Origin of the sequence: Paraburkholderia sp. BCC1876 (genome assembly GCF_902833695.1) — a bacterium.
Lineage (GTDB): Bacteria > Pseudomonadota > Gammaproteobacteria > Burkholderiales > Burkholderiaceae > Paraburkholderia.
The window spans coordinates 321,049-336,902 of record NZ_CADFGI010000005.1 but is presented as its reverse complement, the minus strand read 5'-3'; the positions used below and the strand labels follow the sequence as shown (position 1 = coordinate 336,902).

The following is a 15,854-nucleotide window of genomic DNA, read 5'->3' as shown; positions in this document are numbered from 1 at the left end:
CCCAGGCCAAACCCAACCCGCTCAAGTCTCCGGCGCATCCGGCGGCACGCCCAGCAACTGCAGTGCGCCGCCGGTCACGCCGCTGAACACCGGACCGGCCACCGTCCCCCCATAAAACGACTTGCCCGCCGGATCGTCGATCATCACGGCCACGACCAGGCGCGGATCGCTCATCGGCGCCATGCCGACAAACAGAGCGCGGTAGCGGTTTTTCGCGTAGGTCGCGCCGATCTGTTTGCGCGCCGTGCCGGTCTTGCCGCCGATCCGGTAGCCCGCGACGGTCGCCGCGCGGCCCGTGCCGCCAATTCCCGTGGCCATTTCCAGCATGGAACGGATCGCGCGCGCGGTAGCGGGCGTGGTGACCGCATGGCCCTTATCGGCGGAGTGCGCCGCCGCGCCCGCGCCGTCGCGCACCAGACTCACGCGATGCATCGTGCCGTCGCCGGCGTAAGCGGTGTAGACCTGGGCAAGTTGCAGCAGCGAAGTGGACAGCCCATAGCCATACGCCATGGTCGCCTGTTCGATCGGCCGCCAGCGTTTATACGGACGTACCTTGCCCGAGGCCACGCCGGGGAACGTGAGTTCGGGCCGCAAACCGAGTCCGTATTCCTGATACTTGCGCCAGATCGTTTCGGCCGGCAGATTCAGCGCGAGCTTGGCGAGCGCGATATTGCTCGATTTCTGCACGGCCTCCGCGACCGTCATCGCGCCGTGATTCGACGTGTCGTGAATCACGGCCGGCCCGATCTTGTACCAGCCGGGCGCGGTGTCGATGATGCTTTGCGGCCGCACCTTGCCTTCGTCGATCGATAACGCGACGACCACCGGCTTGATCGTCGAGCCCGGCTCGAAGGTATCGACGACCGCGCGATTGCGCAGTTGCCGCCCGGTCAGACGCGCGCGGTCGTTGGGGTCGAAGCTCGGATAGTTGGCCAGCGCGAGAATCTCGCCGTTGCGCGCATCGAGCACCACCACGCTGCCCGCTTCGGCGTGATGTTTCGCGATGGCCTCCTTCAACTGCGCATAGGCGAGCTGCTGAATGCGCCGGTCGATGGTCAGATGGATGGTGTCGCCGTTTTGAGCCGGCACCAGCGGCCGGGTTTCGGACACGACGCGGCCCAGCCGGTCGCGGATCACTTCGCGCTGGCCGGGCACGCCGAGCAGTTGCTCGTTGGCGGCAAGCTCGACGCCTTCCTGACCGTTGTCCTCGATATCGGTGAAGCCGACTACGTGCGCCGCGGATTCGCCTTCCGGGTAGAAGCGCTTCGAATCCGCGATCTGCGTGATGCCGGCAAGGCCCAGCTTGGAGAGATGCCCGGCCGTATCGGCATCCACCTGGCGCTTGAGCAGCACGAAGGTCTTGTCGCCGCCTAAGCGCCGGCGCAGTTCCTCCGGCGGCAGATCGAGCAGCTTCGACAGCGGCGCGAACGCGGCTTCGTCGATCAGCCTGGGCGAGGCCCAGATTTCATAAGTGGCGAGACTGACGGCGAGCATCGAGCCGTTGCGATCGACGATCCGCCCGCGCGTCGCGTCGAGTTCCAGAGTGCGCTGATAGCGTTTTTGCCCCTGATCGACGTAGAAATCCTGGTTCACCACCTGAATCCAGAACGCGCGGCCCGCCAGCGACGCGAACGCGGCGAACATCAGCACCACGACGAGTTTCGAGCGCCACATTGGCAGGCGCGCCGCCAGCAACGGGTTCTTCGCGACTGGCGCGTAGGGATCGTGCGACTGCGACTTCTTCTTCTGGGTCATGGGGTGCGGATAACGTACAGCTCGATTAACTTGCGCCGCCCGAATCGGCGGCGGTGAACACCTTGAATCGCCAGCGGAACCGCACGGCCAGCATGCGCACTGCGAAGCCGCCGAGCAGCACCACGACGGAGGCCGGGCCCGGTTCCATGCCGCAGTTTTGCAACGCCACGTACAGCGCGCCGGCGCCGAGCGCGATGCTGGCGTACAACTCTTGACGCAACACCAGCGGGATCTGGTTGCACAGCAGGTCGCGCAACATGCCGCCGCACACGCCGGTGATCGCGCCGGCCAGCACCACGATCGCGGGGCTCACATCCAGCGTGGCGGCCACGTCGCAGCCGATCACGGTGAAGGCGATCAGGCCGATGGCGTCGACGGTGACGAACAGCCACTGCCAGTTGCGCAGCCACTTCGCTCCGGCCGCCGCCACCGACGCCGCCCCGATTGTAATAAGAACGTAATCTGGATGCGAGATCCATGCAAGCGGATAGTGACCGAGCAGGACGTCGCGCACCGTGCCGCCGCCGAGCGCGGTGACGGTGCCGACGAGGCACAGACCGAAGCGGTCCATGCCGCGGCGCATGCCCATCAGCGCGCCGGACATGGCTTCGGCGACGATCGCAATGAGGTAGAGGAGGTGCAGCAACATGACGGCGAGCCTTGACGGAGCGGCGCGCGACGGAGGCTCTTTAGCGGAGGCCGCAGTCTGGCGCGCGTTTGAAAGCGGCCATTATCGTAAGCAGGTCGTCAGGATGAAAATCGCTTAAGCCGAATTCGGCTATGCCAAATTCGGCTTAAGTTGATTGCGGGTTGAGGTGGGGTAAGCGTTTGCTGGATCGCTCGGGCGCAATGCCTGCGATCAAGCGACGAGTAAGACGGCCGCGCGGGCATAAAAAAACCGCGCGGACTTGAAAAATCCGCGCGGCTGTCTCGTTCGATTGATGCGTCGACTCCGACGCGGCGTGTTAAAGGGGCGCTCTCCGCCTGTAGAGCGCCTTCTTTTTTGTAGCTGTTTTAGCGTTGTTTTGCCGAGTCTCTTTCCGCTCCGCCAGGCCGCCTATTTAACCCGCGGCGAGTCCCGAACCCCGCATCAAGCCGGCAACGCGAAGCTCGAAATCGCTTCGCGCAACACGCCCACCTGATCTTTCAACGAATGCGCCGCCGCTGCCGCCTCTTCGACCAGCGCCGCGTTCTGCTGCGTCACCTGATCCATCTCTCCGACAGCGCGATTCACCTGCTCGATGCCCGCGCTCTGTTCGCGCGATGCATTGCTGATCTCTTCGAGAATCTCATTCACGCGACGCACCGACTGCACGATCTCGCCCATCGTCGAGCCCGCGTTCGCGACCAGCGACGCGCCGGCTTCCACCGTTCCCGTCGACGTCTCGATCAACGCCTTGATCTCCTTCGCCGCTGTTGCCGAGCGTTGCGCGAGGCTGCGCACTTCGGCGGCAACCACCGCGAAGCCGCGACCCTGTTCGCCGGCCCGAGCCGCTTCCACGGCAGCATTCAACGCCAGAATGTTGGTCTGGAACGCGATCCCGTCGATTACGCCGATGATGTCGCCGATCTGCCGCGAGCTGGTGGTGATCTCGCCCATGGTGCGAACCACGTCGTCGACCACGCGGCTGCCGCGCGTCGCGACGTCTGCTGCCTGACCGGCGAGTTGCGCGGCCTGCGCTGCGCTGTCCGCGTTCTGTTTCACGTTGACCGTCATCTGGTCCATGCTCGACGCCGTTTGCACGAGCGCCGCGGCCTGTTCCTCGGTGCGTTGCGACAGATCCGTGTTGCCGGCGGCGATTTCGGTCGCGCCGATATTGATGTTGTCGGTACCGAGACGCACGCGCGACACCGTGTCGACGAGGCCGGCCTGCATGGTCTGCAACGCATGCAGCAGGCTGCCGGTGTGGTCCGAATCGACCGGCACGCGCGTCGCGAGATTGCCGCGCGCCATCAGTTGCGCGTGTTCGACCGCCACTTCGAGATCGCCGCCGAGCGTACGGCGAATGCTGCGCAACACCAGCAGCATGACGGCCGTGGCGATCGCGCCGAGCGTCACGGTAATCACGAGCCAGCGCAGCAGGTTCGCGTAGAACGCGCTTTGCACGTCGTCCATATACATGCCGGTGACGATGTACCAGTCCCACGGCGTGAAGTGGCGCGAGAAGCTGGTCTTCGCCACCGGTTTGTCGCTGCCGGGCTTGGACCACAAATAATCGACGAAGCCGCCGCCTTCATGATTGCCCGCGTTGACGATATCGACGAACAGATGATTGCCCGCCGGGTCGGTGAACTGCGCCATGTTCTTGCCGTTCAGCTCAGTCTTGATCGGATGCATCAGCATGACCGGCTGCGAATCGTTGACGGAGATATAGCCGTCCTTGCCATAGCGCATCGCGCCCAGAGCGTCGAGCGCCTGTTTTTTGGCTTCGTCTTCGGTGATCGTGTGTTGCTGCGCCATCGTGTAGTAACGGTTCACGATGTGGTTGGCCTGGTCGATCAGTGAGGTTAACTGGTCGCGGCGGTCCGAAATCATCGAGGCACGGTTTTGCCATGCGCCGAAGCCGCCGATCAGAATCAGACCGATCCAGAGAACGGCGATCATTGAGGCCAGTTTTTTGTTCAGAGTCATAGCAATGGCTTGTTGCTTTCGCAAAGTGGTCGGTCAGGTTTGGGTTCGCTGATGGGCATTCAGCGAGTCGCTTGTCGCTGACTGTGTTTACGGCTTGTCGGGATCGGATGCGCAGGGGAGGGGAAACCCGCTGTATTGCGATTCCATTTGTCTTACCAAATAAGGATTGAGCCGGAAGCGACGCCGTTTTATACGCCGGGTGCGCGAATTATTTTTGATTTATATCGGCTTGTTGAGTTTTTCTGTATAGGGCGCATTGCCGTTGCCGCTAATGCCGCCGATGTCGCGCAATTAAAGCGGCTGAAAAATAAAATCGCATAAAAACAAATAGATTATTCAGCGGCGCACGTTGATTCGCGCCCGCTTGCCCGCTTGTCTGCAAAAAACCGGACGTGCGTCCCCGCCGCATGTGCCACGCCTGGCCGCCGGTATTTGCGTCAAAAGCGCACATAACGCCAATAAATAGCAAATGCGTCGGCACGGTTCGAAAACGCAAAAAACGACACAATTTTCCACTTAATCGCAAGAAATGCGCGCTAACGGCGTCAAAAAGACGAATTAATAAAAATTCCGCTATAGTCGCCATTTTCCAGTCGCCAGCCGGGCAAAAAAGAGCACCAATAAGCCCGCCATCAGGAGTAAAGAACATGAACGCCCGCGAACCCGCTTTCGTCCCCACGTCCCGTAGCGCGCGCCTGCGCCAGATGCTTGTCAGCAGCGAACTCGAATTCATGATGGAGGCGCATAACGGCCTCTCCGCGCGCATCGTTCGCGAAGCCGGTTTCAAAGCGATCTGGGGCTCGGGCCTCGCGATCTCCGCGCAATTCGGCGTGCGTGACAACAACGAAGCGAGCTGGACCCAGGTGGTCGACAACCTCGAATTCATGGCCGACGCCAGCGACCTGCCGATCCTGCTGGACGGCGATACCGGTTACGGCAACTTCAACAACGTGCGCCGTCTCGTGCGCAAGCTCGAACAACGCGGCATTGCCGGCGTGTGTATCGAAGACAAGCAGTTCCCGAAGACCAACAGCTTCATCAACGGCGAAGCGCAGCCGCTCGCCGATATGGACGAGTTCTGCGGCAAGATCAAGGCCGGTAAAGACTCGCAGTCGGACGAGAATTTCTCGATCGTGGCGCGCGTCGAAGCGTTGATCGCGGGCTGGGGCATGGACGAAGCGCTGCGCCGCGCGGAAGCGTACCGCCAGGCCGGCGCGGACGCGATCCTGATTCACAGCAAGCTGTCGCGTCCCGACGAAATCCTCGAATTCGCGCGCGAATGGGCCGGCCGCGGTCCGCTCGTGATCGTGCCGACCAAGTACTACAGCACGCCGACCGAAGTGTTCCGCGAAGCGGGCATCAGCACGGTGATCTGGGCGAACCATCTGATCCGCGCGGCGACCTCGGCGATGCAAGCCGTCGCCAAAGAAATTCATTCGAGCGAAACGCTCGTCAACGTTGAAGACAGCATTGCCGCCGTCAACGAAATCTTCCGTCTGCAAGACGCCGACGAGTACTCGGAAGCGGAAGACCGCTATCTGTCGAGCGCGTCGGCGGGTTCCGCCGTGGTACTCGCCGCGAGTCGCGGCAAGGGCCTCGAAGCCGTGACCGAAGACCGTCCGAAAGTGATGCTGCCGATCGCCGGCAAGCCGCTGCTGCGCTGGCTCGTCGACGCGTTCAAGAAGCAGAGCGTCAACGATATTACGGTGGTGGGCGGTTATCGCGCCGATGCGATCGACACGGCCGGCATCAAGCTGGTGGTCAACGAGCAGCACGCGCACACCGGCGAACTCGCGTCGCTCGCCTGCGCTGCGGCCAAGCTCTCGGGCGACACGGTGATCTCGTACGGCGACCTGCTGTTCCGCAGCTATATCCTGCGCGATCTGGTAGAGAGCGAAGCGGCCTTCAGCGTGGTGGTCGATTCGTCGCTGACCGATGCGGAAAACGCCAGCGTGCGCGATTTCGCGTGGTGCTCGGCGGGCGACGATCGCGGTCTGTTCGGCAACAAGGTGACGCTGCGTCATGTGTCGAGCGGGCAGGACGCGTCGTCGGCCATCGCATCGCAAACGCCGCATGGCCGCTGGGTCGGTCTGCTGAACGTGCGCGAAGCGGGTCAGCCGCGTTTGCAGGCGGTGTTGAGCCAGTTGCAGGCGCGTGCGGATTTCGCCACGCTCGATATGCCCGCGCTGCTGAACGCGCTGATCGAAGCGGGTGAATCGATCGAAGTGCAATACGTGCACGGCCACTGGCGCGGTGTGAACGACCTGGAAGACTTCCGTCGTGCCGGCGACTTCGCGCATGCGCAAGCGCCGTTCGCGGCCAACGCTGCCGCCACGGACGCCGCGAGCGGAGCCGCGCAATGATCGAGGCAGCACAGTTTGTCGAAGCGGCGCGCACGCGCGGCTTCGACTGGTATGCGGGCGTGCCGTGTTCGTATCTGACGCCGTTCATCAACTACGTGTTGCAGGACGAATCGCTGCATTACGTGTCGGCGGCGAATGAAGGCGACGCGGTCGCGTTGATCGCAGGCGTCACGCTCGGCGCGCAAAACGGCCGGCGCGGCATCACGATGATGCAGAACTCCGGGCTCGGCAACGCCGTGAGCCCGTTGACCTCGCTGACGTGGACGTTCCGTCTGCCGCAACTGCTGATCGTCACGTGGCGTGGTCAGCCGGGTGTGGCCGACGAACCGCAGCACGCGCTGATGGGCCCGGTCACGCCGCAGATGCTGGAAACCATGGAGATTCCGTGGGAGACCTTTCCGACCGAGGCCGACGCGATCGGCCCGGCGCTGGATCGCGCGATCGCGCATATGGACGAAACCGGTCGTCCGTACGCGCTCGTCATGCAGAAGGGCAGCGTGGCGCCGTACGAGTTGAAGGACAACGGCGCGGGCGAGCGTCGCGTGCCGGTGCCGGCGCGCTCGACATTCAACAACGTCGCGGCGAACGAACTCGCTTCGCGTCACGACGCGTTGCAGAAGGTGATCGCACACACGCCGCTGGAATCGACGGTGGTGCTCGCATCGACCGGTTTTTGCGGGCGCGAACTCTACGCGATCGACGACCGTGCGAACCAGCTTTACATGGTCGGTTCGATGGGCTGCGTGACGCCGTTCGCGCTGGGTCTCGCGCTGTCGCGTCCGGACCTGCACGTGGTCGCGCTCGACGGCGACGGCGCGGCGCTGATGCGCATGGGCGCGTTCGCGACGCTCGGCGCCTACGGTCCCGCGAATCTCACGCACGTGCTGCTCGACAACGGCGCGCACGATTCCACCGGCGGCCAGGCGACGGTGTCGTCGCAGGTCTCGTTCGCGGGCGTGGCTGCCGCGTGCGGTTACGCGTCGGCGGTTGAAAGCGACGACGTCGGCGTGCTGGACGAACTGTTCGACGGCGCGCCGCTCGACGGTCCGCGCTTCGCGCGTCTGGCGATTCGCCGTGGCACGCCCGACGGCCTGCCGCGCCCCACCATCACGCCGCCCGATGTGAAGACGCGCCTGATGCGCCACATCGGCGCTGTTTAACGCACAACGACGCACAACGTACAAGCCAAGGAGCGCTCATGCTGCTACTCAATCCCGGCCCGGTGACGCTCACCGAACGTGTCCGCAACAGCCTGTTGCAGACGGATCTGTGCCATCGCGAAAGCGAGTTTTTCGACTTGCAGGAAGAGGCGCGCACGCGTCTGGTCGATCTGTACGGCCTCGACGCGAGCGAATGGCAAGCGGTGCTGATGACCGGCTCCGGCACGGCGGCCGTGGAAAGCATGACCGCGGCGCTGGTGCCGCAGAACGGCAAGCTGCTGGTGGTGGAAAACGGCGTGTACGGCGAGCGTATTTCGCAGATCGCCACGCAGTACGGCATTGCGCACGCGTCGCTGAAACACGAGTGGATGCAGGCGCCGGATCTCGCGAAGATCGCCGAACGCCTCGACGCCGACAAGGCGTTCACGCACCTCGCCGTGATTCATCACGAGACGACCACCGGCCGCCTGAACGAGCTGACGGCGCTCGGCGCGTTGTGTCGTGAACGCGGGTTGCGTTTGCTGGTGGATGGCGTCAGCAGCTTCGGCGCCGAAGCGATCGATTTCGCCGACAGCAGTCTCGACGCGGTCGCCGCCACGGCGAACAAATGTCTGCATGGCGTGCCGGGCGCGTCGTTCGTGCTGGTGCGGCGCGCGGCGCTCGAACAGGCGGCGAGCCGCACGTACTACCTGGACCTCGGCCGTCTCGCGCGTTTGCAGGATCAGCGCAATACGCCGTTCACGCCTTCGGTGCACGCGTATTACGCGCTCGTCGAAGCGCTGCGCGAACTCGCCGACGAAGGCGGCTGGCGCGCGCGCCACGCACGCTATGCGGCGCTCGCGGAGCAGGCGCGGGTGGGGTTGGCGGAGCGCGGCATGGACAGCGTGTTGCCGCCGGAGCAGTCGTCGGTGGTGCTGCGCGCGTATCGCTTGCCGGGCGGTATTGCGTATCCGCAATTGCACGATGCGTTGAAGGCGCGCGGCTTCGTCATCTATGCAGGGCAAGGCGGGCTGTCGGCCGAACTGTTCCGCATCTCGACGATGGGCAATATTCACGCTGCCGATATCGACCGTCTGTTGCAGGGCTTTACCGAACTGATGCGTTGATTCGGGCCGCCGCCGCTTTTAGCGCGCGGCGGTTTCGCTGCTGCGGGATCGCGCCGTCGGCCCCGCGTTTTCTACACCGGATCTTTGTCCGGCGGCCCATCGGGCCGCTGCGGCTCCTCGGGGTGATGGCCGGGCGACGGCGGCACCAGCGGATCGGCTTCAGGGTCGCGATTCGGATCGGCGTTGGGATCGGGAATCGGACTGGTATGCATGTCGTAGCTCATGGCATCACCTCGTGGTTGAGCGATCTGCGGGTCGGCTAACGGTCGACCTTCAGGCTTCGACCGCGGCCGCGCGTCGCGCCGGCTTGTTTCTTCCTCTTCAAGCCTAGACGTTTGCACGTCGGCTTGTCCGCTTACTTTCTCGCCCGACGCCCCACGCTCAGTTGCCAATAACGTTCGGTGGCGAAGACGTCCTCGTAATTGCCCGCGCCGAATGCCTGTAACTGGCTTCCATACGCATTGACCGCTTCGCGTTTGAGTTGCGCGCGACGCTGGACGTCGATCGTATGGCCCGCGCTCGGCTGGGCCGGTGTGGCGACCACGCCGCGCTGCACGAGATCGGCGAGGCGCGCCTGCACGACGCCGGGCGTGCGCCGGTGAATCGCTTCCTCGTAACCGAACCATTCCAGATGCGACAGCCGCGGCAGGATTTCGCAGCAGGCTTCGAAAACCCGCACGTGGTCGTCGTGATGCAGACCGAGCGGCATCAGCAAGGTGTTCGCGGTGGTGCGGTAAATGGTTTCTTCCAGCGCCGCCGCCAGTTTGCTGATGGACGGCGAGTCGCGATACTGGCCGTCGCGGAACGGCATGCGCAGCGGAATCGCGTCGAGCACTTCGAGCGCGAGGTTGTCTTCGAGCGTGCGCGCGTGGATGGCCTGATACGCGCCCGTGAAGCCCGACTTTTCATCCCATTCGGTATGCATTTCCTGTTCGGGCGGGGCGGCGAAGACGGTACAGATCGCCGTGTCGGGATGGGCGGCGAGGAGTTCGCCGCAACTGAAGACAGCGTCGTCGAAATGGGGCGAGACGATGAACAGGCGTGGGCTGGTTTCGCTCATGGGACGTGTGGTGGTTTCGGGGACGCCTGCCCGATGCGGGGCGCTGGCGTGGCGTTTATGCGGTGTTGCGTGTTAGCGCGGCGTGGAAATCGCGGCGTCTCATCAGCTTAGGCGGAAACGGCGAGATTTGCGTGGCCGTTGTGGGATGCGCAAGCGGTGTGCCTGGGCACTGCGCTGTCCCGCAAAGGTTCACCGTTGAGCATCTGACGTCTCCCGAACTGTCTCACCTTTGTGAGTGGAGGACGATAGGACGCAGGGTGGGCTTTGCGAGCGCTTGAGTCAGGCCGACGTCCCCGCCAACTCCGCCGCGCGCCTGAACGCCGCCACGATCGCCGCAACGATATCCTCGCGCAAACGTGCATCGGCGGTTCTCAGCGCGTACGACGGATGCCACGTCGGCACGATCAGTCGCCCGTCTCGCGCAATGGTCTGCCCGACGTATTCCGACAGGTTGACGTGCGCGCCGGTCAGCGCCTTCAGCGCGGTCGCGCCGAGCGTCACGACCACGCGCGGTGCGATGTGCGCCAGCTCCTGCTCCAGCCAGTATTGGCACGCCTCGACCTCGCGCGGCGCGGGCGTGCGATGAATGCGCTGCTGGTCGAGCGTCTCCCACTTGTAGTGCTTGACCGCATAGGTCAGATACAGCGCCGACCGCTCGAGCCCGGCACGCGCGAGCACGGTATCCAGCAACTGCCCGGCCGGTCCGGTGAAGGGCTCGCCGTGCTGGTTCTCATACTCGCCGGGCTGTTCGCCGACCACCATGAGCATCGACCGAGCCGGCCCGGCGCCCGAGACCGCCTGTTTCGCGTTGCGCCATAACGCGCAGCGCCGGCAGGTGGCGAGCGGGCCGGTCGGCTCGCGCAACGGCGGCGTCACCGCTGAATATTCGATGGGCGGCCTCTCCGGCACGGTGACGGCGGCGCGCTGCGCGCCGAGACGGCTGCGTTCGCGCGCGAGGCGGGCGGGCAGCGGCGGACCGGCGGCCGGCGTGCGCCAGTAACGCAGCGGTACGGGCGCCGGTTCGGCGTTGAAGGCGCTGGCGTAATAGGCGAGCCACAGCGCCTCGGTGGGTTCGCTGGTGATCGCTTCGCCGGTCATGGCGCTGGCGGGTAAGGCATGGGTGGTTTGCGTGCTTTCCTCGGTGGCCGGGCGGCCGATTCGCAGCAGCATGCCGTTCCAGAACGCCGCGCCCTGCGGCGTGGCCAGCATCCACGTGGAATCGCCCATGCGCTTGCCGAAATACGCGGCGGCGCGTTCCAGCAGATCGTGATGCGGGTCGTACCAGCCGACGAACTCCGGCAGTCCCATCGACGGATCGCGACGCCGGAACAGCGTGAGAGTCACCAGATCTTCGCTTTCCTGGTCGACCGACTGGATGCGTTGCGCGAGTTGAGCGCCGTCGGGGTCGTCGAGGGCGATGACCTGGCGCTCGCCATGGGTCCAGCGCCAGAGGACGCGGTAGAGAAGCGCCCAGCGGTCGGCGGCGCGGTAGCAGGCTGCCGCTTTTAGCCGCGACAGCAATTCGCGTGGGATGGCGGGCGGGGCGGTGGCTGAAGTAGCCGAACTAGCCGATGTAGCCGTCACGTCTGCCGCACCAGCCACCGCCGGCCGCGTCGTCTCTTGCCCGGCATCCGAACGATCGCCCTCTGCGGCGTCGCTCTCCGACTCGACCCACTCGATCTGCGCCGGCTCGATCTCCTGTCGCAGCAGCGCACGCGCCGCGCGGCGCCATGCGGCAAAAGACGGTTCGATGGGAATACGTGTCATACGGACAAAATCGGACAAAATACTGTATGGATATACAGTATCCGCCCAAACTGCCGCGCAGATCAAGCCACTAGACCTTGAGCAGATCCTCCGGCGTATCCACGTCCCGCAAAATACCCGGATCGTCGACATCCAGCCGCGTCACTCGTTGCGACATCAACAAGGCGCGCGCGCCGGTATCGCCGTCGAGCATCAGCAACGCGTCGCGATGTTCGATCCCGAAGCCAACGGGATGCCCCCGCTGTCCCTGGTAAAACGGCGCGACCAGCGACGCCCCGCCATCGAGCGAGTGAGCGACGGCTTCGATCGTGGCGGTGGCGATGCGCGGCATATCCGCCAGCGCGACGATCCAGCCTTCGGCGTCGTCGCTGGCTTCGATGCCGGCGGCAAGGCTCGCGCCCATGCCGCGCTCGGCGTCGGCGGCGAACACCACGTCGCAACCGGCATCGTTCAGCAGTCGCGCGAGCGCGTCCGAGCCCGGCCGCACCACCGCGAGCACCCGCGTCACCACCCGCAGCAGCCGATGCGCGGCTTCATGCGCGACCGGCGTGCCGTCGGGCATGCGTGCTAAAAGTTTGTTGTGCAGGCCCTCGGGATCGAAGCGCGAGCCGAAGCCGGCGGCGAGCAGCACGCCAGTGGCGAGTGAGGCGTAGGCCATGGGCGGGCACCGGTAGAAAGAATGAGACCGATTGTGCGATGCAACCCAGGCACAGGCAAGCGCCAATGCCTACGCCTGGCGCCTGCTGTCTAAATTCACGCCGCTTTCGTCGAGGTTCTCCGCCGAGGAACCTCACACCGGCATCGGTCCCATCACCTTATCGAGCGTGACCGGCAAATCGCGCACCCGTACCCCCGTCGCGTGATATACCGCATTCGCGATCGCGGCCGGTACACCGGTAATGCCGATCTCGCCGATGCCGCGCACACCGAGCGAGTTGATATACGGATCGGGCCGGTCGATAAAAGTAATGTCGAGCGAACCGATATCCGCGTTCACCGGTACGTGATACTCGGCGAGATTCGCGTTGGTGAAGCGCCCATAGCGCGTATCGAGCAGGGTTTCCTCCTGCAGCGCCGCGCCGATTCCCCAGACAATGCCGCCCATCAACTGACTGCGCGCCGTCTTCAGGTTCAGCACGCGGCCCACGTCGTAAGCGGCCACGACACGCGGCACGCGAATCGTGCCGAGCTCGGCGTCGACATGCACCTCGACGAACACCGCGCCGAACGAGTGGAACGAGTACTTCTGCTTTTCGTCGCCGGGTTTGACGGTCGCGGTCGCCTCGATCGGCTTGCCGCCCGAACGCGCGATGATCGCCGCCGCCGGATCGCGTTTGCCCGGTTGCGAACGGCTCGTCACCCAGCCGTCGATCACTGTGATGTCGTCGAGCGCGATGCCGTACACGGGCGAGGCCTCGTCGGCGAGCGCGAGCGTGATCAACTGGCTGCGCGCCTGGCTGGCCGCGTCGCGCACGGCCGGCGACACGCTCGCCGCCGATTGCGAACCGCCCGACACCGGCGCGCGCGGCAGCGAAGAATCGCCGAGCGCGAAGTGGATCTGCGTCGGCGCGAAGCCGAGCGAATCCGCGGCGACCTGGGTCATCACGGTGTAGGTGCCGGTGCCGAGATCCTGCGTGCCGGAGGCGACCATCGCGGTGCCGTCCGGCAGAATCCGCGCGATGGCGGCGGCTTCGCTGCGGTTGGCCGGATACGTCGCGGTCGCCATGCCGAGGCCGATCAGCGTGTTGCCGTCGCGCATGGAACGCGGCGCGGCGTTGCGCCGCGACCAGCCGAATTTTTGCGCGCCGATCTGATAGCACTCGCGCAACGACTTGCCCGACCACGGCTTGTTTTCCTGCGGATCGGCGTCGGCGTAATTCTTCAGGCGCAGCGCGAGCGGGTCCATCTTCAATGCGACCGCGAGTTCGTCCATGGCCGATTCGAGCGCGAACGAACCGGTGGTCTCGCCCGGCGCGCGCATGAAGGTCGGCGTGCCGAGGTTGAGCGGCACGATGCGGTGCGTGGTCACCTGGTTGGGCACCGCATACAGCATGCGCGTGACCATGCAACAGGTCTCGGTCCAGTCTTCGATCACCGACGTATTCGACGTGCTGTCGTGACGCATGGCGGTCAGCGTGCCGTCGTGGCGCGCGGCCAGAATGAAGCGCTGTTCCGTATGCGGCCGTGCGCCGACCGGGCCGAACATTTGCGGCCGTTCGAGCGCGAGCCGCACCGGCCGGCCGGTCTGCCGCGCGGCCATTGCGCACAGCGAGACATGCGACCACGACGAGCCCTTGCAACCAAAGCCGCCGCCGACGAACGGCGAAATCACGCGCACGTCGGCGGGCGACATGCCGAACGTTTTGGCGATGGCCTGCGCCGCGCTGCTGACACCCTGAGTCGCGTCGTACAGCGTGAGCTGCGGACCGTCCCAGCGCGCCAGGGTGGCGTGCGGCTCCATCGGGTTGTGATGCTCGATCGGCGTGGTGTAGGTCGCATCCACATGCACGGCGCCGCTGCGCATGCCGTCGTCGAAACTGCCGCGCTGCGTATCGGTCTGCCGGCCCTGCGGCCGATCGGGCGCATGCGCGTTCGGTTTCGCCTGCGTGAAGTCCACGGTCGCCGCGCTGGCCTGGTAGGTGATGCGCAACTGGTGCGCGGCGTCGGTAGCATGTTCGAGCGTGTCGGCGACCACCACCGCGACCGGCTCGTTGCTGTAGTGAACCTCGTTGTCCTGCAGCAGCGACAGACGCCGGCCGGCCGGCGGCGCGAGCGCCGGCTTGCCACCGTTCGGCAGACGCGGCGCGTTCTGATACGTCATCACCAGCAGCACGCCGGGCAGCGCCTGCGCGCGGCTCGCGTCGATCGACGCAATCGTGCCGCGCGCAATCGTGCTGGTCACCAGCACCGCATGCGCGAGACGCGCCTCGGGAAATTCGGCGGCGTAGCGTGCTTCGCCGGTGACTTTGAGCAGACCGTCGATCCGGTCGACCGGTTGTCCGATCAGATTCATACGACACCTCCCGCGCGGCCGGCGGCCTGGTTCACGGCACGCACGATCGCGCGCTGCGCGAGCTGCACCTTGAAGTGATTGTCGCGCTGCGGACGCGCGTCGCGTAATGCGGCGGCGGCCGCGTTGCGCAGCGTGTCCTGCGTGAGCGGCTGACCGTTGAGCAACTGTTCCGCCGCGCTCGCGCGCCACGGTTTGTGCGCGACGCCGCCCAGCGCGATACGCGCGCTACTCACCCGATCGCCGTCCATCTGCAAGGCGGCCGCGACCGAGACCAGCGCGAATGCGTAACTGGCGCGGTCACGCACTTTCAGATAATGCGAATGGCTGCTGAAGAGCGGCGGCGGCAGATCGACGGCGGTGATCAATTCGCCGGGCTGCAAGGTCGTATCGACGTCGGGGCGATCACCCGGTAGCCGATGAAACTCGGCGAACGGAATCACGCGCTCGCCGGCGGGACCGCTGACGCGGACCACGGCGTCGAGCGCTGCGAGCGCCACGCTCATGTCCGACGGATTCACGGCGATGCACTGCGGGCTCGTCCCGAGAATCGCGTGCGTGCGGTTCAGCCCGTCGAGCGCCGCGCAGCCGCTGCCCGGCATGCGCTTGTTGCACTGCGTGAAGGCGGTGTCGTAAAAGTAACCGCAGCGGGTACGCTGCAGCAGATTGCCGCCGACGGTCGCCATATTGCGCAGTTGCGACGACGCGCCCGCCAGCAATGCTTGCGAAAGCAACGGATATTGCTCGCGCACCAGCGCGTGATTGGCCGCGTCGCTATTGCGCACCAGCGCGCCGATGCGAATGCCGCCTTCGGGCTGTGTCGTGACCGTGTCGAGTCCGCCGATATGCGTGATATCGATCAGCCGCAGCGGCCGCGCCACGCCGCCTTTCATCAGATCGAGCAGATTGGTGCCGCCGCCGATAAACACCGCGCCCGGCTGCTGCGCCGCGCGCACTGCGCCGGCGATGTCGCCGGCGCGTTCGTAAGAGATCGCATCCAT

The 15,854-nt window shown here is 65.3% G+C and carries 13 protein-coding genes; 3 read left to right on the top strand and 10 right to left on the bottom strand.

What is annotated here, in order from left to right:
- Positions 1-21: 21 nt before the first annotated feature.
- The 4 genes from HWY05_RS20490 to HWY05_RS20475 all read right to left on the bottom strand — a co-directional run bounded on the left by HWY05_RS20490 (position 22) and on the right by HWY05_RS20475 (position 5,036).
- On the bottom strand, positions 22-1,755 hold the full coding sequence (locus tag HWY05_RS20490) for a penicillin-binding protein 2 (protein WP_176059391.1): 1,734 nt from the start codon (positions 1,753-1,755) through the stop codon (positions 22-24).
- Positions 1,756-1,780: 25 nt separating this feature from the next.
- The gene (locus HWY05_RS20485; RefSeq protein ID WP_176059582.1) at positions 1,781-2,398 is read right to left on the bottom strand and encodes a trimeric intracellular cation channel family protein; all 618 of its coding nucleotides are present in this window, start codon (positions 2,396-2,398) and stop codon (positions 1,781-1,783) included.
- Positions 2,399-2,845: 447 nt separating this feature from the next.
- A complete protein-coding gene (locus HWY05_RS20480; protein ID WP_035555903.1) occupies positions 2,846-4,387 on the bottom strand; it encodes a methyl-accepting chemotaxis protein in 1,542 nt (513 codons plus the stop codon).
- Between the two features lie 268 nt (positions 4,388-4,655).
- Complete coding sequence (locus HWY05_RS20475; protein WP_176059390.1) at positions 4,656-5,036, bottom strand: hypothetical protein; 381 nt, start codon at positions 5,034-5,036, stop codon at positions 4,656-4,658.
- Between HWY05_RS20475 and aepX the strand changes: the two genes are divergently transcribed.
- The 3 genes from aepX to HWY05_RS20460 are packed head-to-tail and all read left to right on the top strand — an operon-like array spanning position 5,035 to position 9,016.
- On the top strand, positions 5,035-6,750 hold the full coding sequence (gene aepX / locus HWY05_RS20470) for a phosphoenolpyruvate mutase (protein ID WP_176059389.1): 1,716 nt from the start codon (positions 5,035-5,037) through the stop codon (positions 6,748-6,750). The genes HWY05_RS20475 and aepX overlap by 2 nt on opposite strands.
- Complete coding sequence (gene aepY / locus HWY05_RS20465) at positions 6,747-7,910, top strand: phosphonopyruvate decarboxylase (protein ID WP_035555907.1); 1,164 nt, start codon at positions 6,747-6,749, stop codon at positions 7,908-7,910. Before aepX ends, aepY begins: the two co-directional genes overlap by 4 nt.
- Positions 7,911-7,948: 38 nt before the next feature.
- Positions 7,949-9,016, top strand: coding sequence for a 2-aminoethylphosphonate aminotransferase (locus tag HWY05_RS20460; RefSeq protein WP_035555909.1), 1,068 nt, complete (start codon positions 7,949-7,951; stop codon positions 9,014-9,016).
- 71 nt (positions 9,017-9,087) lie between these two features.
- Here HWY05_RS20460 and HWY05_RS20455 read toward each other — a convergent pair whose 3' ends face one another.
- The 6 genes from HWY05_RS20455 to HWY05_RS20430 all read right to left on the bottom strand — a co-directional run bounded on the left by HWY05_RS20455 (position 9,088) and on the right by HWY05_RS20430 (position 15,854).
- Positions 9,088-9,240 carry a hypothetical protein gene (locus HWY05_RS20455; protein ID WP_167444599.1) on the bottom strand — a complete coding sequence of 51 codons (153 nt, stop codon included), beginning with the start codon at positions 9,238-9,240 and terminating at the stop codon, positions 9,088-9,090.
- Between the two features lie 131 nt (positions 9,241-9,371).
- A complete protein-coding gene (locus HWY05_RS20450) occupies positions 9,372-10,076 on the bottom strand; it encodes a PIG-L family deacetylase (RefSeq protein WP_176059388.1) in 705 nt (234 codons plus the stop codon).
- A 279-nt stretch (positions 10,077-10,355) separates the two neighbouring features.
- Positions 10,356-11,843, bottom strand: coding sequence for a UdgX family uracil-DNA binding protein (locus tag HWY05_RS20445; RefSeq protein ID WP_176059387.1), 1,488 nt, complete (start codon positions 11,841-11,843; stop codon positions 10,356-10,358).
- Between the two features lie 70 nt (positions 11,844-11,913).
- On the bottom strand, positions 11,914-12,501 hold the full coding sequence (locus HWY05_RS20440; protein WP_035555915.1) for a nucleotidyltransferase family protein: 588 nt from the start codon (positions 12,499-12,501) through the stop codon (positions 11,914-11,916).
- Between the two features lie 132 nt (positions 12,502-12,633).
- A complete protein-coding gene (locus tag HWY05_RS20435; protein WP_176059386.1) occupies positions 12,634-14,856 on the bottom strand; it encodes a xanthine dehydrogenase family protein molybdopterin-binding subunit in 2,223 nt (740 codons plus the stop codon).
- Positions 14,853-15,854, bottom strand: a complete 1,002-nt coding sequence (locus HWY05_RS20430) for a xanthine dehydrogenase family protein subunit M (RefSeq protein WP_176059385.1) — start codon at positions 15,852-15,854, stop codon at positions 14,853-14,855. The genes HWY05_RS20435 and HWY05_RS20430 overlap by 4 nt, the downstream gene beginning before the upstream one ends.